At 59.0% G+C, this 21,009-nt stretch carries 20 protein-coding genes; 9 read left to right on the top strand and 11 right to left on the bottom strand.

From position 1 onward, the window contains the following. Positions 1–87: 87 nt before the first annotated feature. The 5 genes from mltG to fabD form a co-directional block, all read right to left on the bottom strand. Positions 88–1,200, bottom strand: a complete 1,113-nt coding sequence (mltG, locus tag E1297_RS30795) for an endolytic transglycosylase MltG (protein ID WP_155144818.1) — start codon at positions 1,198–1,200, stop codon at positions 88–90. Positions 1,201–1,329: 129 nt separating this feature from the next. Then, positions 1,330–2,595, bottom strand: coding sequence for a beta-ketoacyl-ACP synthase II (gene fabF, locus E1297_RS30790; protein ID WP_155144817.1), 1,266 nt, complete (start codon positions 2,593–2,595; stop codon positions 1,330–1,332). 69 nt (positions 2,596–2,664) lie between these two features. Next, positions 2,665–2,901, bottom strand: coding sequence for an acyl carrier protein (locus E1297_RS30785; RefSeq protein WP_155144816.1), 237 nt, complete (start codon positions 2,899–2,901; stop codon positions 2,665–2,667). Between the two features lie 249 nt (positions 2,902–3,150). Further along, a complete protein-coding gene (gene fabG, locus E1297_RS30780) occupies positions 3,151–3,888 on the bottom strand; it encodes a 3-oxoacyl-[acyl-carrier-protein] reductase (protein ID WP_155144854.1) in 738 nt (245 codons plus the stop codon). A gap of 34 nt (positions 3,889–3,922) precedes the next feature. Further along, complete coding sequence (gene fabD, locus E1297_RS30775) at positions 3,923–4,885, bottom strand: ACP S-malonyltransferase (RefSeq protein WP_155144815.1); 963 nt, start codon at positions 4,883–4,885, stop codon at positions 3,923–3,925. 477 nt (positions 4,886–5,362) lie between these two features. Between fabD and rpsF the strand changes: the two genes are divergently transcribed. From rpsF to E1297_RS30730, 9 genes are all read left to right on the top strand, one after another. Then, a complete protein-coding gene (gene rpsF, locus E1297_RS30770; RefSeq protein WP_155144814.1) occupies positions 5,363–5,785 on the top strand; it encodes a 30S ribosomal protein S6 in 423 nt (140 codons plus the stop codon). A gap of 6 nt (positions 5,786–5,791) precedes the next feature. Next, positions 5,792–6,040: a 30S ribosomal protein S18 gene (rpsR, locus tag E1297_RS30765; RefSeq protein ID WP_155144813.1), complete on the top strand. Its 249-nt coding sequence runs from the start codon at positions 5,792–5,794 to the stop codon at positions 6,038–6,040. Between the two features lie 111 nt (positions 6,041–6,151). Next, positions 6,152–6,733, top strand: a complete 582-nt coding sequence (gene rplI / locus E1297_RS30760) for a 50S ribosomal protein L9 (protein WP_155144812.1) — start codon at positions 6,152–6,154, stop codon at positions 6,731–6,733. Between the two features lie 411 nt (positions 6,734–7,144). Then, a complete protein-coding gene (locus E1297_RS30755; protein ID WP_155144811.1) occupies positions 7,145–8,629 on the top strand; it encodes a replicative DNA helicase in 1,485 nt (494 codons plus the stop codon). Positions 8,630–8,776: 147 nt separating this feature from the next. Beyond that, positions 8,777–9,946, top strand: a complete 1,170-nt coding sequence (gene alr, locus E1297_RS30750; protein WP_244327947.1) for an alanine racemase — start codon at positions 8,777–8,779, stop codon at positions 9,944–9,946. 16 nt (positions 9,947–9,962) lie between these two features. Further along, positions 9,963–11,357 (top strand): DNA repair protein RadA, encoded by a 1,395-nt coding sequence (radA, locus tag E1297_RS30745; RefSeq protein WP_155144809.1) that lies wholly within the window; start codon positions 9,963–9,965, stop codon positions 11,355–11,357. Between the two features lie 63 nt (positions 11,358–11,420). Then, positions 11,421–12,032: a CvpA family protein gene (locus E1297_RS30740; RefSeq protein ID WP_155144808.1), complete on the top strand. Its 612-nt coding sequence runs from the start codon at positions 11,421–11,423 to the stop codon at positions 12,030–12,032. Positions 12,033–12,157: 125 nt separating this feature from the next. Next, entirely contained in the window at positions 12,158–13,630 is a 1,473-nt protein-coding gene (gene purF, locus E1297_RS30735) for an amidophosphoribosyltransferase (protein WP_155144807.1), read from the top strand. A 12-nt stretch (positions 13,631–13,642) separates the two neighbouring features. Continuing rightward, a complete protein-coding gene (locus tag E1297_RS30730; protein ID WP_155144806.1) occupies positions 13,643–14,386 on the top strand; it encodes an SDR family NAD(P)-dependent oxidoreductase in 744 nt (247 codons plus the stop codon). A gap of 60 nt (positions 14,387–14,446) precedes the next feature. On the opposite strand, the gene E1297_RS30725 is transcribed toward E1297_RS30730, so the two are convergent. The 6 genes from E1297_RS30725 to E1297_RS30700 all read right to left on the bottom strand — a co-directional run bounded on the left by E1297_RS30725 (position 14,447) and on the right by E1297_RS30700 (position 20,923). Then, entirely contained in the window at positions 14,447–15,604 is a 1,158-nt protein-coding gene (locus E1297_RS30725; protein WP_155144805.1) for a nucleoside hydrolase, read from the bottom strand. A gap of 176 nt (positions 15,605–15,780) precedes the next feature. Further along, positions 15,781–16,572 carry an inositol monophosphatase family protein gene (locus tag E1297_RS30720; protein WP_155144804.1) on the bottom strand — a complete coding sequence of 264 codons (792 nt, stop codon included), beginning with the start codon at positions 16,570–16,572 and terminating at the stop codon, positions 15,781–15,783. 117 nt (positions 16,573–16,689) lie between these two features. Then, on the bottom strand, positions 16,690–18,105 hold the full coding sequence (gene der / locus E1297_RS30715; protein WP_368669748.1) for a ribosome biogenesis GTPase Der: 1,416 nt from the start codon (positions 18,103–18,105) through the stop codon (positions 16,690–16,692). Between the two features lie 38 nt (positions 18,106–18,143). Next, complete coding sequence (locus E1297_RS30710) at positions 18,144–19,499, bottom strand: PQQ-binding-like beta-propeller repeat protein (protein WP_155144802.1); 1,356 nt, start codon at positions 19,497–19,499, stop codon at positions 18,144–18,146. Further along, positions 19,499–20,182 carry a tetratricopeptide repeat protein gene (locus E1297_RS30705; protein WP_155144801.1) on the bottom strand — a complete coding sequence of 228 codons (684 nt, stop codon included), beginning with the start codon at positions 20,180–20,182 and terminating at the stop codon, positions 19,499–19,501. The genes E1297_RS30710 and E1297_RS30705 overlap by 1 nt, the downstream gene beginning before the upstream one ends. Positions 20,183–20,344: 162 nt before the next feature. Beyond that, positions 20,345–20,923: an NnrU family protein gene (locus E1297_RS30700; protein WP_155144800.1), complete on the bottom strand. Its 579-nt coding sequence runs from the start codon at positions 20,921–20,923 to the stop codon at positions 20,345–20,347. Positions 20,924–21,009: the final 86 nt, after the last annotated feature.

Raw genomic sequence — 21,009 nt, 5'->3', positions numbered from 1 at the left:
AAGTCCGCGGCTGGTCTAGCGGTCCAGCCGGATCATCTGATTTCATGAAAAAAACGGCCGCGGTGACCCGCGGCCGGATACCGGATCTCAGTTGGCCTGTTGCTGTTCGTCCGCCCTGCGTTCGCGTTCGATTTGCCGCCACTTGCGCACATTCTGCCTGTGCTGCTCGTAAGTTTCGGCAAATATATGCCCGCCAGTCCCATCAGCAACAAAGAAGAGATCCCTCGTGCGGGACGGATTGGCAACCGCCTCCATTGCAGCCTTGCCCGGGTTGCCGATCGGCCCCGGCGGAAGCCCGTCGATCTGGTAAGTATTATAGGCGTTTTCCTCACGCAATTGCGACTGGGTGATACCGGAACGGTCCTGTAGCCAAGCCTCACCGCCGAACAGCCCGTAAAGAATTGTCGGATCGGATTGAAGCCGCATGTTCTTGTTCAGCCTGTTGACGAACACTCCGGCAACGCGCGGCCGTTCATCCGCTTTCGCGGTTTCCTTTTCCACGATCGACGCCAGGATCACCAGGTCTTCCGGAGTGCCTACCGGCAGATCCGCAACACGCCGGCTCCAGACCTCTGCCAACAACTTCTGTTGCGCAGCTGCCATATCGTCGATCACCTTCTGCCGTGTTGCCCCACGGGTGAACGTATATGTCTCCGGCAACAAGGCTCCCTCTCCCGGAACCTCGGTGATTTCGCCGGTCAGAACCGGATGCTCTCGAACCCGTTGCAGGATTTGTGCGGTCGTCCAGCCTTCAGGGATTGTCACCGAATGGGTAACGGCATTGCCCTCAACCAGATCTTTCATGACCTGCTCCATGGACACGCCCGGCTGGAAGGCATACTCGCCAGCCTTCAGTTTGGCTTCGTTCTTGAAGAACCGCACACCCAGATTGAACACCCATTCATCCAGCAAACTGTCACCAATGACATCAGCGGCCGCGAGACGGTCGGTAATGCCGGACAAACCGGTTCCGGAAGAAATCACAACGGTCTGTTCCGTATCCAAAGGTCCGGGCCGCTCAAACTCCTGTTTGCCGAGATAGAGCGCCGCACCAATGGCCACGAGCGCAAAAACCGCCAACGTAATGGTGAGATTGATCAGGATAACGATTGGGTTGCGCACATGGCGGGAGCGCGCCGGAGGTCCGGGGGCCGGCTCCGGCTGCAATGCCTCGCGCGGGCTTTTAGGCTTGATGCCCATTTACATGCACCTCCAGATGCAAAGCCAAGACCTCATTGGCGCAGCAGATTCGAACCGCGCAGCCAACAATAGCCGGAAAGCACGGCGGCTCAAGCGAGCCGCCGGACGTCTTTCAGTTCACTCGCACGGTTATGCGGCGACTTTGCGGAACACAAGCGATGCATTTGTGCCGCCGAATCCGAAGGAATTCGACAAGGCGACATTGATGTCCATCTTTTTGGCCTTGTGCGGAACCAGATCAATCTCGGTTTCAACCGAAGGGTTGTCCAGATTGATGGTCGGAGGCGCCATACCATCGCGAATGGCAAGAACGGAGAAAATCGCCTCAACGGCACCGGCTGCGCCCAAAAGATGGCCCGTCGACGATTTCGTCGATGACATCGTCAGCTTGTGCGCGGCGTTGCCTGCAAGACGTGTGACCGCACCGAGTTCGATTTCATCACCAAGCGGCGTGGAGGTGCCATGCGCATTGATGTAGTCGACTTCCGAAGCGCTGATACCGGCCCGTTTCAACGCGGCATCCATGCACCGATACGCACCATCCCCGTCCGGGGTAGGAGCAGTGATGTGGTAGGCATCGCCAGACAGTCCGTAGCCAACGACTTCTGCATAAATCTTTGCCCCGCGCGCCTTGGCGTGTTCATATTCCTCAAGAATGACAACACCGGCACCTTCGCCCATCACAAAGCCATCGCGCGCCTCATCGTAAGGGCGCGACGCCTTTTCAGGCTGGTCATTGAAGGATGTCGACAGGGCGCGGCAAGCTGCAAATCCGGCGAGAGCCAAACGGCCGATGGGGGATTCCGCGCCCCCGGCCACCATGACATCCGCGTCGCCATAGGCAATCAGACGGGACGCATCGCCAATCGCGTGAGATCCGGTGGAACACGCGGTAACGACGGAATTGTTGGGCCCCTTGAGACCATGACGTATGGAGACCATGCCGCCTGCCAGATTGATCAATCTTCCGGCAATGAAGAACGGGCTGATGCGGCGCGGACCCTTTTCCTTGAGGGTATGCGCACCCTGCTCGATACCGAGCAGTCCTCCGATCCCCGAGCCGATCAACACACCTGAGCGGGTCTGGTCTTCGTAACTCTCGGGCTTCCAGCCGGCATCGGCGAGCGCCTGATCGGCGGCAGCCATGGCGTATACGATGAAGTCGTCAACCTTGCGCTGCTCCTTGACTTCCATCCAGTCATCCGGATTGAAAGCCCCCTCGTCAGAGGAATCGCGCGGAAGCTGCGCGGCGATCTGGCAGGCCAGATCCTCATACTCGAAACCGGCTACCTTGTTGGCACCGCTTTTTCCTTCAAGGATTCGTTTCCAAGAGACATCGACATTTCCGCCAAGCGGAGACACCATGCCCAAACCAGTTACGACGACTCGCCTCATATACCCGCACTTGTTTATGGGCGAGCGGGGAAACCCCCGCTCAGCCGCAAATTACAGTTCTGCCAGAAATTAACCGGCGTTCTTCTCAAGGAAGGAGACTGCATCGCCAACGGTCAAGATGGTTTCTGCAGCATCGTCCGGAATTTCAACGCCAAATTCTTCTTCAAAAGCCATGACGAGTTCGACGGTGTCGAGACTGTCGGCACCCAGATCGTCGATGAAGCTGGCTTCCTTGACAACCTTGTCGGCATCAACGCCGAGGTGCTCTACAACGATCTTCTTAACTCGATCCGCGATATCGCTCATTTTTCACTTCCTTAGGGTTTCAAACTCTATTGGTCCGCGCGAACAGCCATGGTGCCGTCGGGCAATCCCATGGCGCGACGTCGCGGTTGTCTTTACACGTGTTCTGGAAGGAGGAGACCTGAATCAGCCCACACCCGTCCCATCGGAACAATCGGCGGGTTGGTAACACACTTTGTTACCCTTTACCAGCCGCTCCAGGCTGCTTGAAAACAGCTCGGATTACGTTTGCCTGGTCGGCAAATTCTCCTTTTAGATCATAGCCATACCGCCGTTGACATGAAGGGTCTGCCCCGTCACGTAAGCGGCTTCTTCACTGGCAAGGTAAGCGGTGGCAGCGGCAATTTCGCCCGCACGTCCCAAACGCCCCGCAGGCACGCTGGTCAAAATCGAGTCTTTCTGCTTATCGTTCAAGGCATCGGTCATGGCCGTCTCGATAAAGCCCGGAGCAACTGTGTTGACCGTAATGTTGCGGCTTGCAACCTCACGCGCAAGGGACTTGTACATGCCGATCATGCCCGCCTTTGCAGCTGCATAATTGACCTGCCCCGGATTACCGGTCACGCCAACCACGGATGTGATCCCGACGATCCGCCCAAAACGGCGCTTCATCATTCCCTTGATCGCCGCGCGGCAAAGACGGAACCCAGATGTCAGGTTCACTTCCAGAACCTGATCCCATTCATCATCCTTCATCCGCATGAAGATGTTGTCGCGGGTAATACCGGCATTGTTTACCAGAATATCGACAGACCCCATCGCTTCTTCTGCAGATGGCAACAGCGCATCCACGGCAGCACGATCCGACAGGTTAGCAGCCACGACATGCACCCGCTCCTTCAGGTCAGCCGCCAAGCCTTCCAGCTTTTCCGCGCGGGTCCCGGAAAGGGTGACCGTCGCGCCCTGAGCATGCAAGGCACGGGCAATCGCCTCCCCGATCCCCCCGGTTGCACCGGTCACGAGCGCGTTTTTGCCCTCAAGCGTGAACATCATGAATTCCTTTCAGACTAGATTTTCTGAAGCCTTACTGGGCAGCAACCGCGCCAGCTCCAAAAGTTTCCAGCACAGCATCAATATCCTGTGCGGAATTCACGGCGATGCCTTTTGCATCCTTGGCGATCCGTTTCACCATACCCGTGAGGACCTTCCCGCTGCCGATCTCAAAGAATGTATCCACCCCGTTTTCCGCAAGCCAGGTCACGCTTTCGCGCCAGCGGACAGTGCCCGTCACCTGCTCGACAAGACGGCGGCGTATTTCGCCCGGGTCGGAAATCGGTTGCGCCAGCACGTTTGCAACAAGGGGGACGACAGGCGCCTTGATGTCGGCGTTCGACAAGGCCGATGCCATCGCGTCGGCGGCTGGCGCCATCAGTGAACAATGAAACGGCGCGCTGACGGGCAACATGACTGCCCGGCGTGCGCCACGAGCCTTTGCGATCTCCACCGCCCGCTGAATTGCAGCCAGATGCCCGGAAACAACAACCTGACCCGGCGCGTTGTCGTTGGCGACCTCGCAAACCTCACCCTGGGCTGCTTCCTTGTCAATTTCACAAGCCGTTTCAAAGTCGAGACCAAGCAGAGCTGCCATGGCGCCCTGCCCGACCGGTACAGCGCTTTGCATTGCGTTGCCACGGATGCGCAGCAGACGCGCAGCTGTTCCGATATTCAGGGAACCTGCCGCTGCCAATGCGGAGTACTCACCCAAGGAATGACCCGCAACAAAAGAAACCTTTTCAGCCAGATCCACACCACGCGCCTGCAAGACCCTGATGGCCGCAAGGCTAACGGCCATCAGGGCCGGCTGGGCATTTGCGGTCAGCGTCAGCTCCGCTTCCGGGCCATTCCACATGACATCGGACAGCTTCTGATCAAGGGCGTCATCGACTTCCTGAAAGACTGCCTTGGCTTCGGGAAATGCATCGGCAAGCTCCTTGCCCATACCGACAGCCTGACTTCCTTGCCCGGGAAACGTGAATGCGACCTTCATGGAGCGCGCCTCCGTATTATTGTTTCTTTGGCCGGATGCGGCCTGTCTTTGAAAACCGTGCGGAAAAACCGCACACCAAATGCCGTTGGCGCGAGGCTATGGTACGGACGACCCCCGAGTGTCAAGGCCCCATGCCTATTCTGCGCTGATGAGAACCCCTTACAAACATGAATTGGCCCTGCAAAAAAATGACAAGGGCTAATATCACGCCCTTGCCCCGTTACTTCAAGACTCCTGCCAGCACTTCCCGGTTTTCACTTGCATTTCGGCAAATCCGGGATATAAGCCGCAACTCGTCCGGGACCCAGGCTGGGGGCTGAACGGAAGAACGCTTGCGCCGCAAGAGTTAGGGGCTTGAAAAGGTACCCGTCTTCCCGTGTCTCCGCTCTCGTTAGAATTCTCGTTCCTTTCCGGAGGTCACGAGGAGGCTTTGCGCCAGGTCCCGATAGTGAAACCGAAGGAAAGGCACTTAAGCCCATGCCTCTTTATGAGCACGTGTTCCTGGCGCGCCAGGACATCTCTGCACAGCAGGTCGAACAGCTTGTCGAACAGTACAAGGGCGTCATCGAAAACGGTGGCGGTTCTATCAGCAAGGTCGAGAACTGGGGTCTGCGTGCGCTCGCATACCGCATCAACAAGAACCGCAAGGCTCACTACACTCTGATGAACATCGAGGCACCGCATGCTGCGGTTGCCGAAATGGAACGTCAGATGGGCCTCAGCGAAGACGTCATCCGCTTCATGACCTTCAAGGTTGATGAACATGAAGAAGCACCGTCTGCAATGATGCAGAAGCGTGACCGTGACGACCGCCGCGGCGGTGGCCGGGGTGATCGTGGTGACCGGGGTGATCGGGGTGATCGCGGCGACCGCGCACCGCGCCGTGCAGAAGCGGAGTAATATAAAATGGTTGATATCGCACAGCTTCCAAGCCGCCGTCCGTTCTTCCGCCGCCGGAAGACCTGCCCGTTCTCCGGTGCAAACGCTCCGAAGATCGACTACAAGGACGTTCGCCTTCTGCAGCGCTACATTTCCGAGCGCGGCAAGATTGTTCCGAGCCGTATCACCGCCGTTTCCGCAAAGAAGCAGCGTGAACTGGCCCGGGCCATCAAGCGCGCCCGCCTGCTCGGCCTGCTGCCTTTCGTGATCAGCTAAGACACCAAGGCAATTTGTCCGGAGCCTCAGGCTCCGGACACCCGAACTGGGGCCACGGGAACAGACCGGCCTCTAACCGCCTCAATTGGCGGGACAGTTAGGAGAAAATCCATGGAAGTCATTCTTCTCGAGCGCATCGCCAAGCTTGGCCAGATGGGCGACACCGTCCGTGTCCGCGACGGTTATGCACGCAACTTCCTGCTTCCGCAGGGCAAGGCACTGCGCGCCAACAAGGCGAACATGCAGCGCTTTGAAGAACAGCGCGCCCAGCTGGAAGCACGCAACCTTGAGCGCCGCCAGGAAGCTGAAGCCGTTGCTGCAAAGATCGACGGCGAAAGCCTGGTCATGATCCGCTCCGCTGGCGAAACCGGTCAGCTTTACGGTTCCGTGTCCACGCGCGACATTGCCGAAGGCCTGACTGAAGCCGGCTTCACCGTTGGCCGGGGCCAGGTCGAGCTGCGCCACCCGATCAAGACGATTGGCCTGCACAGCGTTGCCATCGCGCTTCACCCGGAAGTGGAAGTCTCGGTGACCGTCAACGTTGCACGGTCGGAAGACGAAGCCGCTCGCCAGGCTGCTGGCGAAGACCTCTCCACACCGGAACTCGACGTTTTCGAATTTGAAGAAGACGAAGAAGAAGGCTCCGAGGAAGACACTGCCGACGAAGCAGCTTCCGAGGAAGAGGAAGCCTGAGCTTTTTCTGTTTTCAGCATTCCTGGAAACGGCGCCCTTTGGGGCGCCGTTTTCGTTTGAATTGACCTCGCTCCCATCTGGCCACCAGTCCGATTATCCATGTGGCGACCGGGCAAGGTGATACACCGGAAAAACATTACGACGGCTTATGCGCGTTAACGATTTTTAATAGGAGGCAATCCGGATAACCGCCAATATTCATCGGGTCCCAAGCCACGGTAATATCAAAACTTTTTCCAATAACGGCTTCAACACCCCAAAAACTGTGGGTTTGCAACAGGTCAAGGCAAAACCGAATCTTTCCCCGTTGATCTTAACCTTTTTACGATAACTCTGTTTCCCGCTGATCGGCTCTTGAAGCATGGAAGCGCTTGGCTGTATTCCCAATGAACTGGGTCTTCGGGGGACAAAATGCAGGGAAAATTACAGACGGTGGAAACCGGGGCTGACGATCAGCGGCTCGCACCACATAATGCGGAGGCTGAACGGCAGCTTCTGGGGGCGATCCTGGTCAACAACGAGACTTACTACCGTGTTTCGGATTTTCTTGAGCCGCATCACTTCTTTGTTCCGCCGCATCAGGACATTTACGAGAAGATTGGCCACCTGATCCGGGCTGGCAAAACCGCGTCACCGATCACGCTGAAGACCTTTTTCCCGGCTGACGCCAAGATTGCGGACCTGTCTGCGACTCAGTTCCTGTTGCGCCTTGCGGCCGACGCGGCCTCCGTGATCAACGCCGAAGACTACGGCCGCACCATCTACGACCTCGCTGTGCGCCGGAACCTGATTCGCATCGGCGAGGACATGGTCAACATCGCCTTTGACGCCCCGATCGACGTTCCCCCAAACCAGCAGATCGACGATGCGGAAAGGCGCCTGTTCGAACTGGCCGAGAAGGGCCGGAGCGAAGGCGGCTTTGTCAGCTTTGGCGACGCCCTGACCGAAACCATCGAAATGGCTCACGCGGCCTGGAACCGCGAAGGAGCTTTGTCCGGTCTTTCCACAGGCCTGATGGATCTGGACCGGCTGATGGGCGGCTTGCAGCATTCCGACCTGATCGTCCTTGCCGGACGCCCCGCCATGGGCAAGACATCACTTGCAACGAACATCGCCTACAATGTTGCCCAAAACTATCAGGCGGAAGAACAACCGGACGGCACGATCAAAACCGTCAATGGCGGCATTGTCGGCTTCTTCTCGCTGGAAATGTCGGCCGAACAGCTTGCAACCCGTATCATTTCCGAACAGGCGGAAATCTCCTCCTCCAAGATCCGACGCGGCGACATCTCCGAGGCTGAGTTCGAAAAGCTTGCTGCCTGCGCGCAGATCATGCAGAGCGTTCCGCTCCATGTTGACCAGACCGGCGGCATCTCGATCGCCTCACTGGTGGCGCGGGCAAGGCGCCTGAAACGTCAACGCGGCCTCGACCTGCTGATTGTGGACTATATTCAGCTCCTGACAGGCTCATCCAAAAACAATGGCAACCGTGTTCAGGAAATCACTGAAATCACCACCGGCCTGAAGGCGCTTGCAAAGGAACTCAACGTTCCGATCATCGCGCTGTCACAGCTCTCGCGTCAGGTGGAATCACGCGACGACAAGCGTCCGATGATGTCGGACTTGCGCGAATCGGGATCCATCGAGCAGGACGCCGACGTTATCCTGTTCGTGTATCGCGACGAGTATTACCTCGGAAAGACCGAACCTGAAGATGGTACGCCGGAGCACGAGGTCTGGAAGGACAAGCTTGAGCGGGTCAAGGGCAAGGCCGAAGTCATCATTGCCAAGCAGCGTCACGGACCGACCGGCACTGCCAACCTGCACTTCCAGGGCGAGTTCACCCGCTTCTCCGATCTTGCGCATGACGAGTACCTGCCGGACCGGCACGACTAGTCTTATGCCACGCCACCCGGGCACTCTTCTTGGCAAAGCGCGGCGACCCATTTAAGACAGATCAGGGCAAGAGCCTCAGGACACGGGCACACACGTCTTTGTGCGTTCCCCGCATAAGCGCGCAAAGCAAGCAAAATGGCGGCGCAATTGGCAACAACAGCAGGACAGGGCAACAGATTGCCGGACCCGGACAGCATCTCCGAACTGCTGGCCGGTGGCCACCTGACCATCGACACGCAAGCGATCGCGCGCAACTGGCGCAGCCTTCGCGACCGCTTGCGTCCGGGATCCGCGTGCGCCGCAACAGTCAAGGCCGACGCATACGGGACCGGTCTGATTGAAACGTCCAAGGCGCTGGCAGATGCCGGTTGCACCACTTTCTTTGTCGCCCTGCCGCTTGAGGCCATCCGTTTGCGCAAGGCGCTGCCCAAGGCCACCATCTATGTGCTGAACGGACTGTTTCCCAACTGTTCCGACGCCTATGCAGTGAACCGGATCCGGCCCGTCCTCGGATCGATGCCGGAAATCATAGAGTGGGCATCGTTTTGCCGGGCAACAAAGGAAGCTCATCCCGCCGCAATCCACATTGACACAGGGATGAACCGCCTGGGGCTGCGGCTGGAGGCGTTCAAGGTCTTGATGGCGGACCCGGAACTCCTCGCATCTTTTGATCCCTGTCTGTTGATGAGCCATCTGGCCTGCGGATCCACACCGGACAGCAGCCTCAACGCCAAACAACTGGACCTGTTTACCGGGATCACCGGAAAATACAGCCACATTCCGCGCTCCTTGTCGAATTCAGCAGGCGTTTTTCTTGGCCATGAGTATCACTTCGATCTCGCAAGGCCCGGTATCGCGCTTTACGGCGGACGGGCCGTGGACACGCCAGGGACAGAACTCGAACCGGTTGCCAAGGTCGAAGCGCGCATTCTTGTCACCCGGGAGGTTCCGGCAGGCGAAACGATCGGATATGGCGCGGCCCAGACGGCGCAACGGGACATGACCATTGCCGTCGTTGCGTCAGGCTATGCAGACGGGCTCTTGCGCCGTGCCGGTTCTTCCGACAACGCGCCCGGAGCCTTTGCAGTGCTCGCCGGACGAAAAGTCCCCTTGGTCGGCAGGGTTTCCATGGACATGATCGCGATTGATGTCACGGACGTCCCCCAGCCGTTGGCACGCCGCGGCGCATTTGTGGAAATGCTCGGCCCCAATGTTGCCGCTGCCGACCTGGCCGCGTATGCGCAAACCATCGATTATGAATATCTGACAAGTTTGGGCCGCCGCTTTCTCCGGCACTATGGCCCGCTTGCCGCTTAGGAGCACGTTTTCGCGCATGGCCCGCCGGTCCACCAGTTTTGTTTGCCAGTCTTGTGGCGCGATCTCCACCAAGTGGCAGGGGCGCTGCGAATCCTGTGGCGAATGGAACACGATTGTCGAGGAACAAACCGGCGGCGGCATCGGCGGCGGGCCCGGCAAGGTTTCCAAGTCTCGCGGACGGGTCATCCCCTTGGTCGGACTGTCCGGAGACGCAAAGGAGGCGCCCCGCATTCAAAGCCGAGTTGCCGAACTGGACCGCGTTACCGGAGGCGGTTTCGTGCGCGGATCGGCTCTTCTGGTCGGCGGCGATCCGGGGATCGGGAAATCGACCCTTCTCATCCAGGCAGCATCCGCCCTCGCCTCTCTGGGACACAAGACCGTCTATATTTCCGGCGAGGAAGCGATCGGACAGGTGCGGTTGCGCGCGGAACGCCTCGGGCTGGCCAATGCACCGGTGGCACTTGCCGCCGAAACCAGCGTCGAGGATATTCTCGCCACACTGGAGGCAGGAAACCCGCCTGCCCTCCTGATCCTTGATTCAGTGCAAACACTGTGGACGGATCAGGTCGATTCGCCGCCCGGCACCGTCACACAGGTGCGCGCCTCCGCCCAGGCCATGGTCCGCTATGCCAAGAAACACGGCACCACATTGGTTCTTGTTGGACACGTAACCAAGGACGGTCAGATTGCAGGCCCGCGCGTGGTCGAACATATGGTCGATGCGGTGCTCTATTTCGAGGGCGATGGCGCTCACCAGTACCGGATCCTGCGCTCCGTCAAGAACCGCTTCGGCGCCACCGACGAAATCGGCGTTTTCGAGATGACCGGCAAAGGCCTCGTGGAAGTGGCCAATCCCTCAGCCCTTTTTCTGGGGGACCGGACCGGCAATGCACCGGGTTCTGCGGTTTTTGCTGGTCTTGAGGGCTCGCGCCCGCTTCTGATCGAGATCCAGGCCTTGGTTGCCCCGTCCACCCTTGGAACACCCCGGCGGGCGGTCATCGGATGGGACAATGCCAGACTGTCGATGATCCTCGCCGTTCTGGAAGCCCGGTGCGGGGTACGATTTTCACAACACGACGTCTACCTGAATGTCGCCGGCGGACTGAAGGTCAATGAACCCGGCGCCGATCTCGCCGTTGCGGCAGCACTCGTGTCGTCCCTAAGCGGTCTTGCCCTTCCCGCCGATTGCGTTTATTTCGGCGAAGTCAGTTTATCGGGAGCGATCCGTCCGGTCGCTCAGGCGCAATCCAGATTGAAGGAAGCGCAGAAACTGGGTTTCGATCAGGCATATTGTCCTGATGGCAATCTGAAGGACGGCGTTTCAGGGGGGCTGCAGGTCACCGGCCTGCAGGAACTTGGGGATTTTGTTGCCAAACTTTCGGCGGCAGCAAGTGCCAAGAAAGCTTCCTGAATTAACGCTCAACGAAAAAACGGCCTGAAATTGGCCACGACAGGAAAAGGACACCTCAAGACCATGCCGATCACGTTGCTCGACGGTATACTACTCGTGATCATGCTTATGTCGGCATTCCTGGCCATGATCCGGGGGTTTGTCCGCGAAGTTCTTTCGATCGTGTCCTGGGTCGTCGCGGCTGCGGCAGCCTATTTCCTTTATGAAAGCGTTCTGCCCTACGCCAAGCAATACATCAATCACGACCTCGTTGCCCTCGGCGCATCGGTCGCGGTGGTGTTCCTGATCACATTGCTGGTGGTCAGCTATCTCACAATGCGGATCTCGGACTTCGTTCTCGACAGCCGGATCGGGGCCCTCGACCGCACGCTCGGGTTTGTTTTTGGAGCAGCCCGGGGATTGTTGCTGGTTGTTGTGGCCATGATGTTCTTCAACTGGTTTGTCCAGCCGGCCCAGCAGCCCGCCTGGGTCTTGCAAGCGAAATCCCGGCCCATCCTGATCTCGATCGGCGAACAGCTTGTGGCGCTCTTGCCCGAAGATCCGGAGCAGGAAATCATCGACCGTTTGCGCGGTCTCGACCCGGACCAGCAAGCCAGCCCGGTCACCGGCGAAGAGCCGGCCTACAGCGCTTCGGAGCGTCAGGGCCTCAACCAGTTGACGACAACGGGCAACTGAACAATATCAGGCAGGGAGTTCCCTGCCTTTTTTGTGACTGGATCACTGGAAATCACGTGCGCCATGCGCTAAGCGGGCGCTGTTTCCGGCCTTTGGCCGATGAGTAACATCACAAGGAGTTCGCCATGAGCGGCGGGACCGAGCTTATTGAACCACTCGATCTGGAAGAAGACCGTCTGCATGAGGAATGCGGCGTGTTCGGCGTTCTGGGGCACGAGGATGCCAGCGCCTTGACCGCGCTCGGGCTGCACGCGCTTCAGCATCGTGGCCAGGAGGCCGCCGGGATCGTGACATTTGACAATGGCCAGTTCCGCGCCGAGCGACATCTGGGTCTTGTGGGTGACAGCTTCTCCAGTGCGGATGTGATCGACAAGCTGAGCGGTCACGCTGCCATCGGCCATGTGCGCTACTCCACAAGCGGCGAGCCGATCATACGCAATGTCCAACCGCTGTTTGCCGAACTCGAAGGCGGCGGCGTTGCCATCTGCCACAATGGCCACTTCACAAATGCCATGACCTTGCGCAAGCAGCTGATCATGGACGGCGCAATTTGCCAGTCGACATCGGATTCCGAGGTCGTGCTCCAGCTTCTGGCCCGCTCGCGAGAAAAGAAGATCGTCGACAGGTTCATTGATGCCATCACCCAGATGGAAGGCGCCTATGCACTCGTCGCGTTGACCGCCAAGAAACTGATCGGTGCACGCGACCCGCTTGGCATCCGCCCGCTGGTGCTTGGCGACCTGAATGGCGCACCGGTCTTTGCGTCGGAAACCTGCGCCCTCGACATCATCGGCGCCAAGTTCATCCGGGAAGTCGAAAACGGCGAAGTCATTGTCTGCACACCAGGCGGCATCACCTCCCACTTCCCGTTCGGTAAACGTCCGGCCCGTCCGGACATCTTCGAATATATCTATTTCTCGCGGCCGGATTCCGTCCTCGCGGGCCGCTCCGTTTATGACGTGCGCAAGAGCTTCGGAATGGAACTGGCCCGCGAAAGCCACGTCGAGGCCGATGTTGTTGTTCCGGTGCCCGACAGCGGTGTTCCGGCCGCAATCGGCTACAGCCAGGAAAGCGGCATTCCGTTTGAACTCGGCATCATTCGCAACCACTATGTCGGACGCACGTTCATCGAGCCAACCCAGGCGATCCGCACACTCGGGGTCAAGCTGAAGCATTCGGCCAACCGCGCCCAGATCGAGGGCAAGCGGGTTATTCTTGTCGACGACAGTCTCGTACGCGGCACGACATCGGTGAAAATCGTCCAGATGATCCGCGAAGCGGGTGCCCGGGAAGTGCATTTCCGGCTGTCTAGCCCGCCGATCAAGTATTCCGACTATTACGGCATTGATACGCCCGTCCGGGAAAAGCTTCTGGCTGCGAAATACAATCTCGAAGAGATGCGCAGCTATATCGGTGTGGACAGCCTCGCCTTCCTCTCCATTGACGGTGTCTACCGGGCGATGGGGTATGAGGGCCGCAACAAGGCAGCCCCACAATTCACCGATCATTGCTTCACCGGAGACTATCCGACCCTTCTCACCGACATTGCCGAGGACAACGACGTCTCCCGTCCACCGCGGCTGGTGGAAGTACAGTAACAGGTCAATTGAATGGAACGAGATTTTGAAGGCCGCGTCGCGCTGGTAACCGGCGCTTCGCGCGGGATCGGCTATCAGCTGGCACGGCAACTTGGCGCCCGTGGGGCTCATGTGATTGCGCTTGCACGTACCGTCGGCGCTCTTGAGGAACTTGATGACGAGATCAAGTCCGCCGGTGGGGAAGCCGCCACACTGGTCCCGGTCGATTTGAAGGACTTCGAGGCGCTCGACCGCCTCGGAGCGGCCATCTACGAACGCTGGGGCAAGCTCGACGTCCTGATCGGCAATGCCGGCATGCTCGGCACATTGTCGCCGATTGGCCATATCAAGGTAAAGACCTTCGATGAGGCCATGGCCACCAACGTGACTGCCAACTGGCGGCTTTTGCGTTCTCTGGACGCGCTGTTGCGGCAGTCCGACGCTGGACGGGCCCTGTTTCTGACAGCTGCACAGGCTCACAGCTGCACACCTTTCTGGGGCCTGCAGGCGAGCACAAAGGCAGCACTTGAAGCCCTGGTGCGGACTTATGCGGCAGAAACGCAGAAGAGCTCCCTGAAAGTCAATCTGGCCGACCCGGGTCCAGTCCGGACCGGCTTGCGGGCCAAGGCCATGCCGGGCGAGGATCCGCAAACCGTGGCCGCTCCGGAAGAAATCGCCCCGGCCTTGCTGCAACTGGTGTCAACATCCTACCCCCGCACCGGATGCCTCTACGACCGGCTCTCGGATGACACGCTGGACTTTCTCGCCAGCGAGTAGCATTGCGAACAAGGGGGCTATCTCACCTGAGCTTGAGCCCCCATTCCCCCGGACGTTCCCCTACCGGTTCCCCCCGGAGGTCTTGCCGGCAGAATTGCCCGCATCGCTGCCATGGCTCATAGCCTTCAGGAAAAGCGCTTCATAGTCCGGTGGCGCGACATGCATGCAGACCGAGACTTCCGGAGCAGACGGAACGGACACCAGCGCGCCAGCCGCCGCCGGATCCAGCATGTGCCGGCGTTCACCCCGCCAGTTGGCCGCCGGGAAAGAACTCCGGAGCTCCCCGGAGGGCAGCGACGCGACTGTTCGGACATTCACGGTTAACCGGCGTTTTTCAAGACGGCAAATGCCCGTATGAAGACTGACCACCGCAGCAAGCGGGTCCCAGTTCTTGTATCCGCCAATCTGCGGGTCGTTGACGACCTTGTTCAAAACAGCCCCCAAAAAGCCCGCCACAGGGTCCTTTCGGTCGGCTGCTTCCAGCCGCTGGACGAACGCATTGGTGACCGGGACGACGTTGGTGGCGTCCAAAGGCACCAACAGGACCGGAACGCCGCTTTCAAACACGATTTTCGCGGCAACCGGATCAATGTAGACATTCCATTCGGCAGTCCGGTTCGGATTGCCATCCGTGAACCCCTCGACCCGGATATTGCCTGGAACCGCTACAGCACCGGCCATCGCAACGATCCGCTTGATTTTGGTAACGAGCTCCGGCCTCGCATAAAGCACAGATGCAATTTCGGTAAAGCCACCCAGAGACAGAATTGAGACCGGCTCAGGGCTGGTTTCGAGCAGTTCCGCCATCAAGCCGGAAGAAGACAGCACGGCCCTTTGCTCGGGCACGTCAGGAAGCCTGTCCGACAGACCCATCATGGTGTTTGCAGCCGTTCGCCAGGCTTTTGGATATCGCGCATAGCCCTCCAGAGGCCATGGCGAGCCGCAAGCGGTTTGAATTCCGCGTGTCCCAGCATGCGCCAATGCCATCAACCGCCGGACATTGACAACGCCATCAGGACAATAGTCCAGCCCATCCCCGGAAACGCTTATCGCCAGAATGTCCTTCTCGGCAGCGCGGAGCATGTAGCCGATCGCCAGCCAGTCATCAATTCCCATGTCGGTATCGATGATCCACTTGTCCCCGGCAGCACAAGGGCGCGCTACCAGCGCAAAGGCGAGGAAACAAGCACCTATCAACCGGGCTGCAAGTCTGCGCATCACCAGACTCCGGAGGTCAAGGGTCAAGCGGGTTTGTGTTTTTTTGATAACCTAACGTCCATTTGACTGCAAACGGCGCAGCAGTTCAAACGGTATGTACGACCAGCAGCAGAACACACCAATTGCGTGTTCTGCGCTCCGCAATAGTATGGCGTTTGGGAGAAGCCCGGCGGCCCTCAGGCAAGCGGTGCGAAGGATGCCTCGGCGATTTCCTTGAGATCCTCGAAAACACCCGGCGCACCGACAATGACCCGCGTTCCCTTGGCAACGACACTTGCGCCATCAAACGGATCTACCAGGCCGCCAGCCTCTTCGGTGATCAACATGCCCGCAAGACAATCCCAAGGGTTCATATGCGGCTCCAGATAGCCGATCAGCCGGCCGGAGGCCGCATAGGCAAGCATCAGCCCGCCGGATGCGTTCCGGAAGAAGACGCCGCCTTTCGAAACCAGCCCGCCGATGGCATTGATTGCGTCCGTTGCCTTTGTACGGCCGTTGAAGCCGATTCCGACGGACCCTCTCGAAAGACTGTCGCTCGTTGACGCGCTGATCGCCCGGTCATTGACATAGGCGCCCCCGCCGCGCTTGGCGCGAAAGGTTTCCCCGGCACTCGGATCGCGGATAACACCGATAATGGTCTCGTTGCCGAACGTACAGGCGAGAATCACACACCATTGCGGAATTCCGGCGACGAAATTTGCGGTGCCGTCAATCGGATCAATCACCCAAGTGTAACCGGACGTGCCTTCACGCGCGCCATGCTCTTCACCGACGACCCCGTCATCCGGAAATGCCTTTTCAAGCTCAAGCCGGATCAGCGTTTCCACATCCCGATCAGCTTCAGACACAAGGTCCTGATGACCTTTTTCACTGACTTGAAGCGTATCGAGCTGCCGGAAATACTGAAGAGCGAGGTCCCCGGCCTTTTCGGCAAGCGTGCAGGCAAACTCGTAGCGATCCAACGCCATATTCTCAAACTCCTGAAAGCCTTGAGAGGCCCATGAATATCGTGACCCAATCCGTCCTTACGGTCGGATTGGGGCACGGCTATCAATGTTTATTGGCGGGCCTATGAAATTCTAACGTCATTTTTTCCGAGAGACATAAGGGTTTTCGCCCTTTCGGTAGGAAAACCGGATCGGGGTTCCCTGAATGTCGAAGGTCTGACGCAGCGAGTTGACCAGATAGCGGGTATAGCTTTCCGGAAGCTGTTCGGGACGGGAACAAAACGCGACGAAATGCGGCGGGCGTGTCTTCGGCTGGGTCAGATAACGCAACCGGATCCGGCGCCCGGCCACTGCGGGAGGCGGATGGTTGACCGTGACCTTCTCAAGCCAGCGATTGAGTTTCGAGGTGGACACGCGCGCATTCCACGCTTCATAAGCCGTGAAAACACTTTCCATCAGCCGGTCGATGCCCTGGCCCTGCAAACCGGACAAGGTAGCAATCTTCACGCCACGGATCTGATTGAAATAGCGTTCGTTTGCGTCGCGGATCTTCTTCCAGGCCGCTTCCCGGTCCTCGACCAGATCCCATTTGTTGATCGCAATAACCAACGCCCGGCCTTCGCGGGCAACGAGATCAATGATCTGAAGGTCTTGTTTTTCAAAGGAATTCGTTGCGTCCAGCGTCACGACCACGACTTCGGCAAACTTGATCGCACGCAAGGCGTCGGCAACGGAGAGTTTTTCCAGCTTCTCCTGAACCCGCGACTTGCGGCGGATGCCGGCAGTGTCAAACAGCTTGATGTGGCGTTCGCGCCATTCCCAGTCGACCGAGATCGAATCGCGCGTGATGCCCGCTTCTGGCCCGGTCAGCATCCGGTCTTCCCCGAGCAGATTGTTGATCAGAGTCGACTTCCCGGCATTCGGGCGTCCCACAATGGCGACCCGCAGCGGACGGTCGGGAGTTCCGACCGGATCCTCGTCATCCACCAGCTCGCCGTCTTCATTGACATCGATGTTGGTGATGGCCTCTTCGCGCCTGGACTCTTCTTCCTCGTTCGCCTGATCGACATAGGGCTTCAGCGCATCATAGAGATCGGCCAATCCCTCGCCGTGCTCGGCAGAAACGGCAATCGGCTCGCCAAGACCCAGGGAATAGGATTCGTAGAGCCCGCTTTCGCCAGCGCGGCCTTCGGCCTTGTTCGCCAGAAGGATCACCGGGCGGGTGGTCTTACGGGCAACTTCGGCAAAATGGGCATCCAGAGGCGTGACGCCCGCACGGGCGTCAATAACAAACAAGACCGCATCCGCGGTCTCGATGGCTTCTTCGGTCTGGCGGCGCATGCGCCCTTCCAGACTGGAAGACTCCGCATCTTCCAACCCCGCGGTATCCACGATCGTGAATTTCAGGTCCCCCAGCCGCGCTTCGCCCGGGCGGCGGTCACGCGTCACGCCCGGCGTGTCGTCGACAAGCGCGAGGCGCTTGCCGACCAGACGGTTGAACAGGGTCGATTTGCCGACATTCGGCCGGCCGATAATGGCGACGGTTGCGCCCACAGTCAGGTACTCCTACTCCGCAATACTCTTGCGGATCATCAATTGAAAGCTGCGACCGACGAATCACCATCGAGGACGACCATACGGCCTCCGGCAACAATCGGGGTCACAAACACATCCGTATTGACGTTCGTCGTGGTCATGATCTGACCGGACTTTGCGTCGACAGCGACAAAACGTCCATCACTCGACATGGCAACCAAGGCGCCGTTGGCCAGAATCGGCCCGGCCCAATTGCGCCGCCGCTTCTTCTTTTCCGGCCGGGGCAGGCTTGTCGCCCAAAGCGTTTCGCCGGTCTTGCGGTCAAGTGCCACCATCCGGTCGTCGAGATCAACCAAAAACAGCGCATTTCCGGACACGATTGGCGTATGCACGCTGCCGAGGTCCTGATCCCATTGCCGCTGGCCCGTTTTAAGGGACGCTGCAATGGTCCGGCCGGCAACACCTGTCGCATAAACCGTGTCACCTGCAATCACCGGGCTCGCAGACACATCCGCCAGACCGGAAAGCGCCAAGGTGCGGAAACCACGGGCAACGCCGTCAATCCATTTCGGTTCGCCCGTCTTGATATCGATCGCCATGATCTCACCGGAGGAGAACGGTACAACCACCGTGTTTCCGGCGATGGCCGGGTCGGCTGCAGACAGAAGACCCGCCGTCTCGTCGATCCCGATATAGGTCCAGGCCTGCGTGCCGTCAGCAACATTCAGCGCATAGACCTCGTTTGACTGGGTCACGACAAAAACATGACCGCCGCCAACCGCCGGAGCCCCACGGGCCGGGGTATCAAGTTCGGCAGTCCACAACAACTGCCCCGAACTTGCATCCAGCGCGGACACCTGCCGGTAGCCGGTCGCGGCAAACACCTTGCCGCCGGAAACAGCAACGCCGCCCCCCGGGGCAATGTCGCGCTCGCCTTCAGGGCGGAGCTTCTGGCTCCAGACCCGGCTGCCCGACGTGGAGAGGGCAACAACTTCACCATCCGGCTTGTAGACGAAAATCCGGCTGCCATCGCTGACCGGCCTTGCAGACGGACGCAAGGCAGACGATGTCAAACCGCCGCCTGACGCACCGATATTGGCCTTCCACGCCCGTTGCCCGGAAATCGACACGGCAAGATTGCCCGGATCATTCCGCTCGCCACCACCAGCTGTCGGCCATGTCTGGCCGCCGGTTGCCGAACCGACTGCGGCAGCCTTTCCGGTCGCAGCTGCTGCCGGATCAACCCCTTCGAAAACGGGTTGCCGATCGCCTTCAAGAATCTCTTCCTTGCCCCCAAACGGATTCAGGGAGCCTGCAAATTCCGAAACACCCCCGCCGCAGGCGGCCAGTAGAGTGCTCAATCCGACCACGCAGCCGAGTGCGCGCATGCGGGCGCGAGTTGTACCTGTCATTATTGGCTGGCCTCCTCGCCAGAAGTCTCGGCGCTACCATGTTCGGACTGGATCACGTCGTTCAAAATTCCAATTCGGCGGGTTACATCCGTGGGTGTGCCCGCATCGTCCTCGATCTTGGAGATCCAGGACCGGGCGGCATTGATGTCGCCCCCCTTCCATGCGCTGACGGCAAGAATCTCGCGCGCAGCAGCCCGGAACGGCTCACCGTCGGCCGACAGGCCTTCCACACGGTCTGCAACCGCATTATAGTCTTCAAGATCGACCGCAAGATACCCGGCGCGCAAGGCCGCGATGTCCTGAAGGGTCTTTTCGACGCTGCCGTCACGGGAGATCTCGTCAAAGGCAACGAGCGCTTCTTCGCTGCGGCCTTCCTGGCTCAACATGGTCGCCTCGCGCAGGCGGGCCAGCACCGGATATCCGCCGGTCGACTTGCCGAGCGCATCGAACAGCGCCTTGGCTTCCTGATAATTGCCGCCATCCGCCAGACGGTTCGCCTCCACGAATGTATCGCCGGCTTCAGCCGCCTTTTGCGATTCCCAATAGAGCCAGCCGCGATAACCGCCAGTTCCAACGACAATCAGAACCGCGACAGCAATCACCCACACCCCGAAGCGATCCCAAAGCCGACGGTATTTCTCCTTGCGGATATCTTCATCGACTTCACGAAAAATGTCGGACATTCGTGTCTTATTCCTCAGTTCACTTCAGCGAATGGCCCCATCAGACCCGCCGCACAGGCCGCTCCGGAGACTCACCGGAGCCGACTGTTTTCAACGGTTTAATGGCGCAAATGGGGCAAAGAGCTGACAAGCCCCGTTTACGTGCCGTGTTGGAGTGCCTGATTAGGACAAGGGAACGCCAATGACAAGCCAGTGAAGCTTCCAAACGAACAATCCATAGAGAATCAACCCGGCCAAAATCACCAGACCGTCCACAAAGGGCCGGTTTTCATCGACGTGAATTGCAACCGAAGGCTCGCCCCCGTGGCGGCGCTTCACAGAGATCCGGTCCGCAACCGCCCAGACCAGAAAACTGCCGAACAGCAGAACGGACGCCAGGTCGCCACGGACCAGCAGATGCGCCAGCGCCCAGAACTTGACGGCAACCAGCATCGGATGCTTGGCAACGCGCTTGATGCGGCCTTGCACATATGCCGCAATCAGAAGCGGAAAAACCGGCAACATCAACAGCATCGTCAGGTGCCTGGCCCAGTGGGGCGGATCATAAAGGATCGGCGTCGTGCCCAAGACTTGCGCATAGCCATGGATCATCACAATCAGGCTGACCAGCGACACGATCGAATAGGAAATGCGGTAGGAAACCGGCCCCATGCCCGCCACAAGCCGCTGCCGCGTGACCGGAAACATCGGCACTGTATGCGCGACGAAAAACACAATCAGACCCAGTAGAAAATAAACCATCAGCTGCCCTCTCCCGCCTTGCCGGACCTTCCCGTAAAAAACTCTCCTTACGAGAAAACCTTCAGACTTTCGCATCCTCTTCGCAG

The organism is Roseibium sp. RKSG952 (assembly GCF_009711355.1).
The sequence above is the reverse complement of the archived record's forward strand: the minus strand, read 5'-3'. Positions and strand labels throughout refer to the sequence as shown.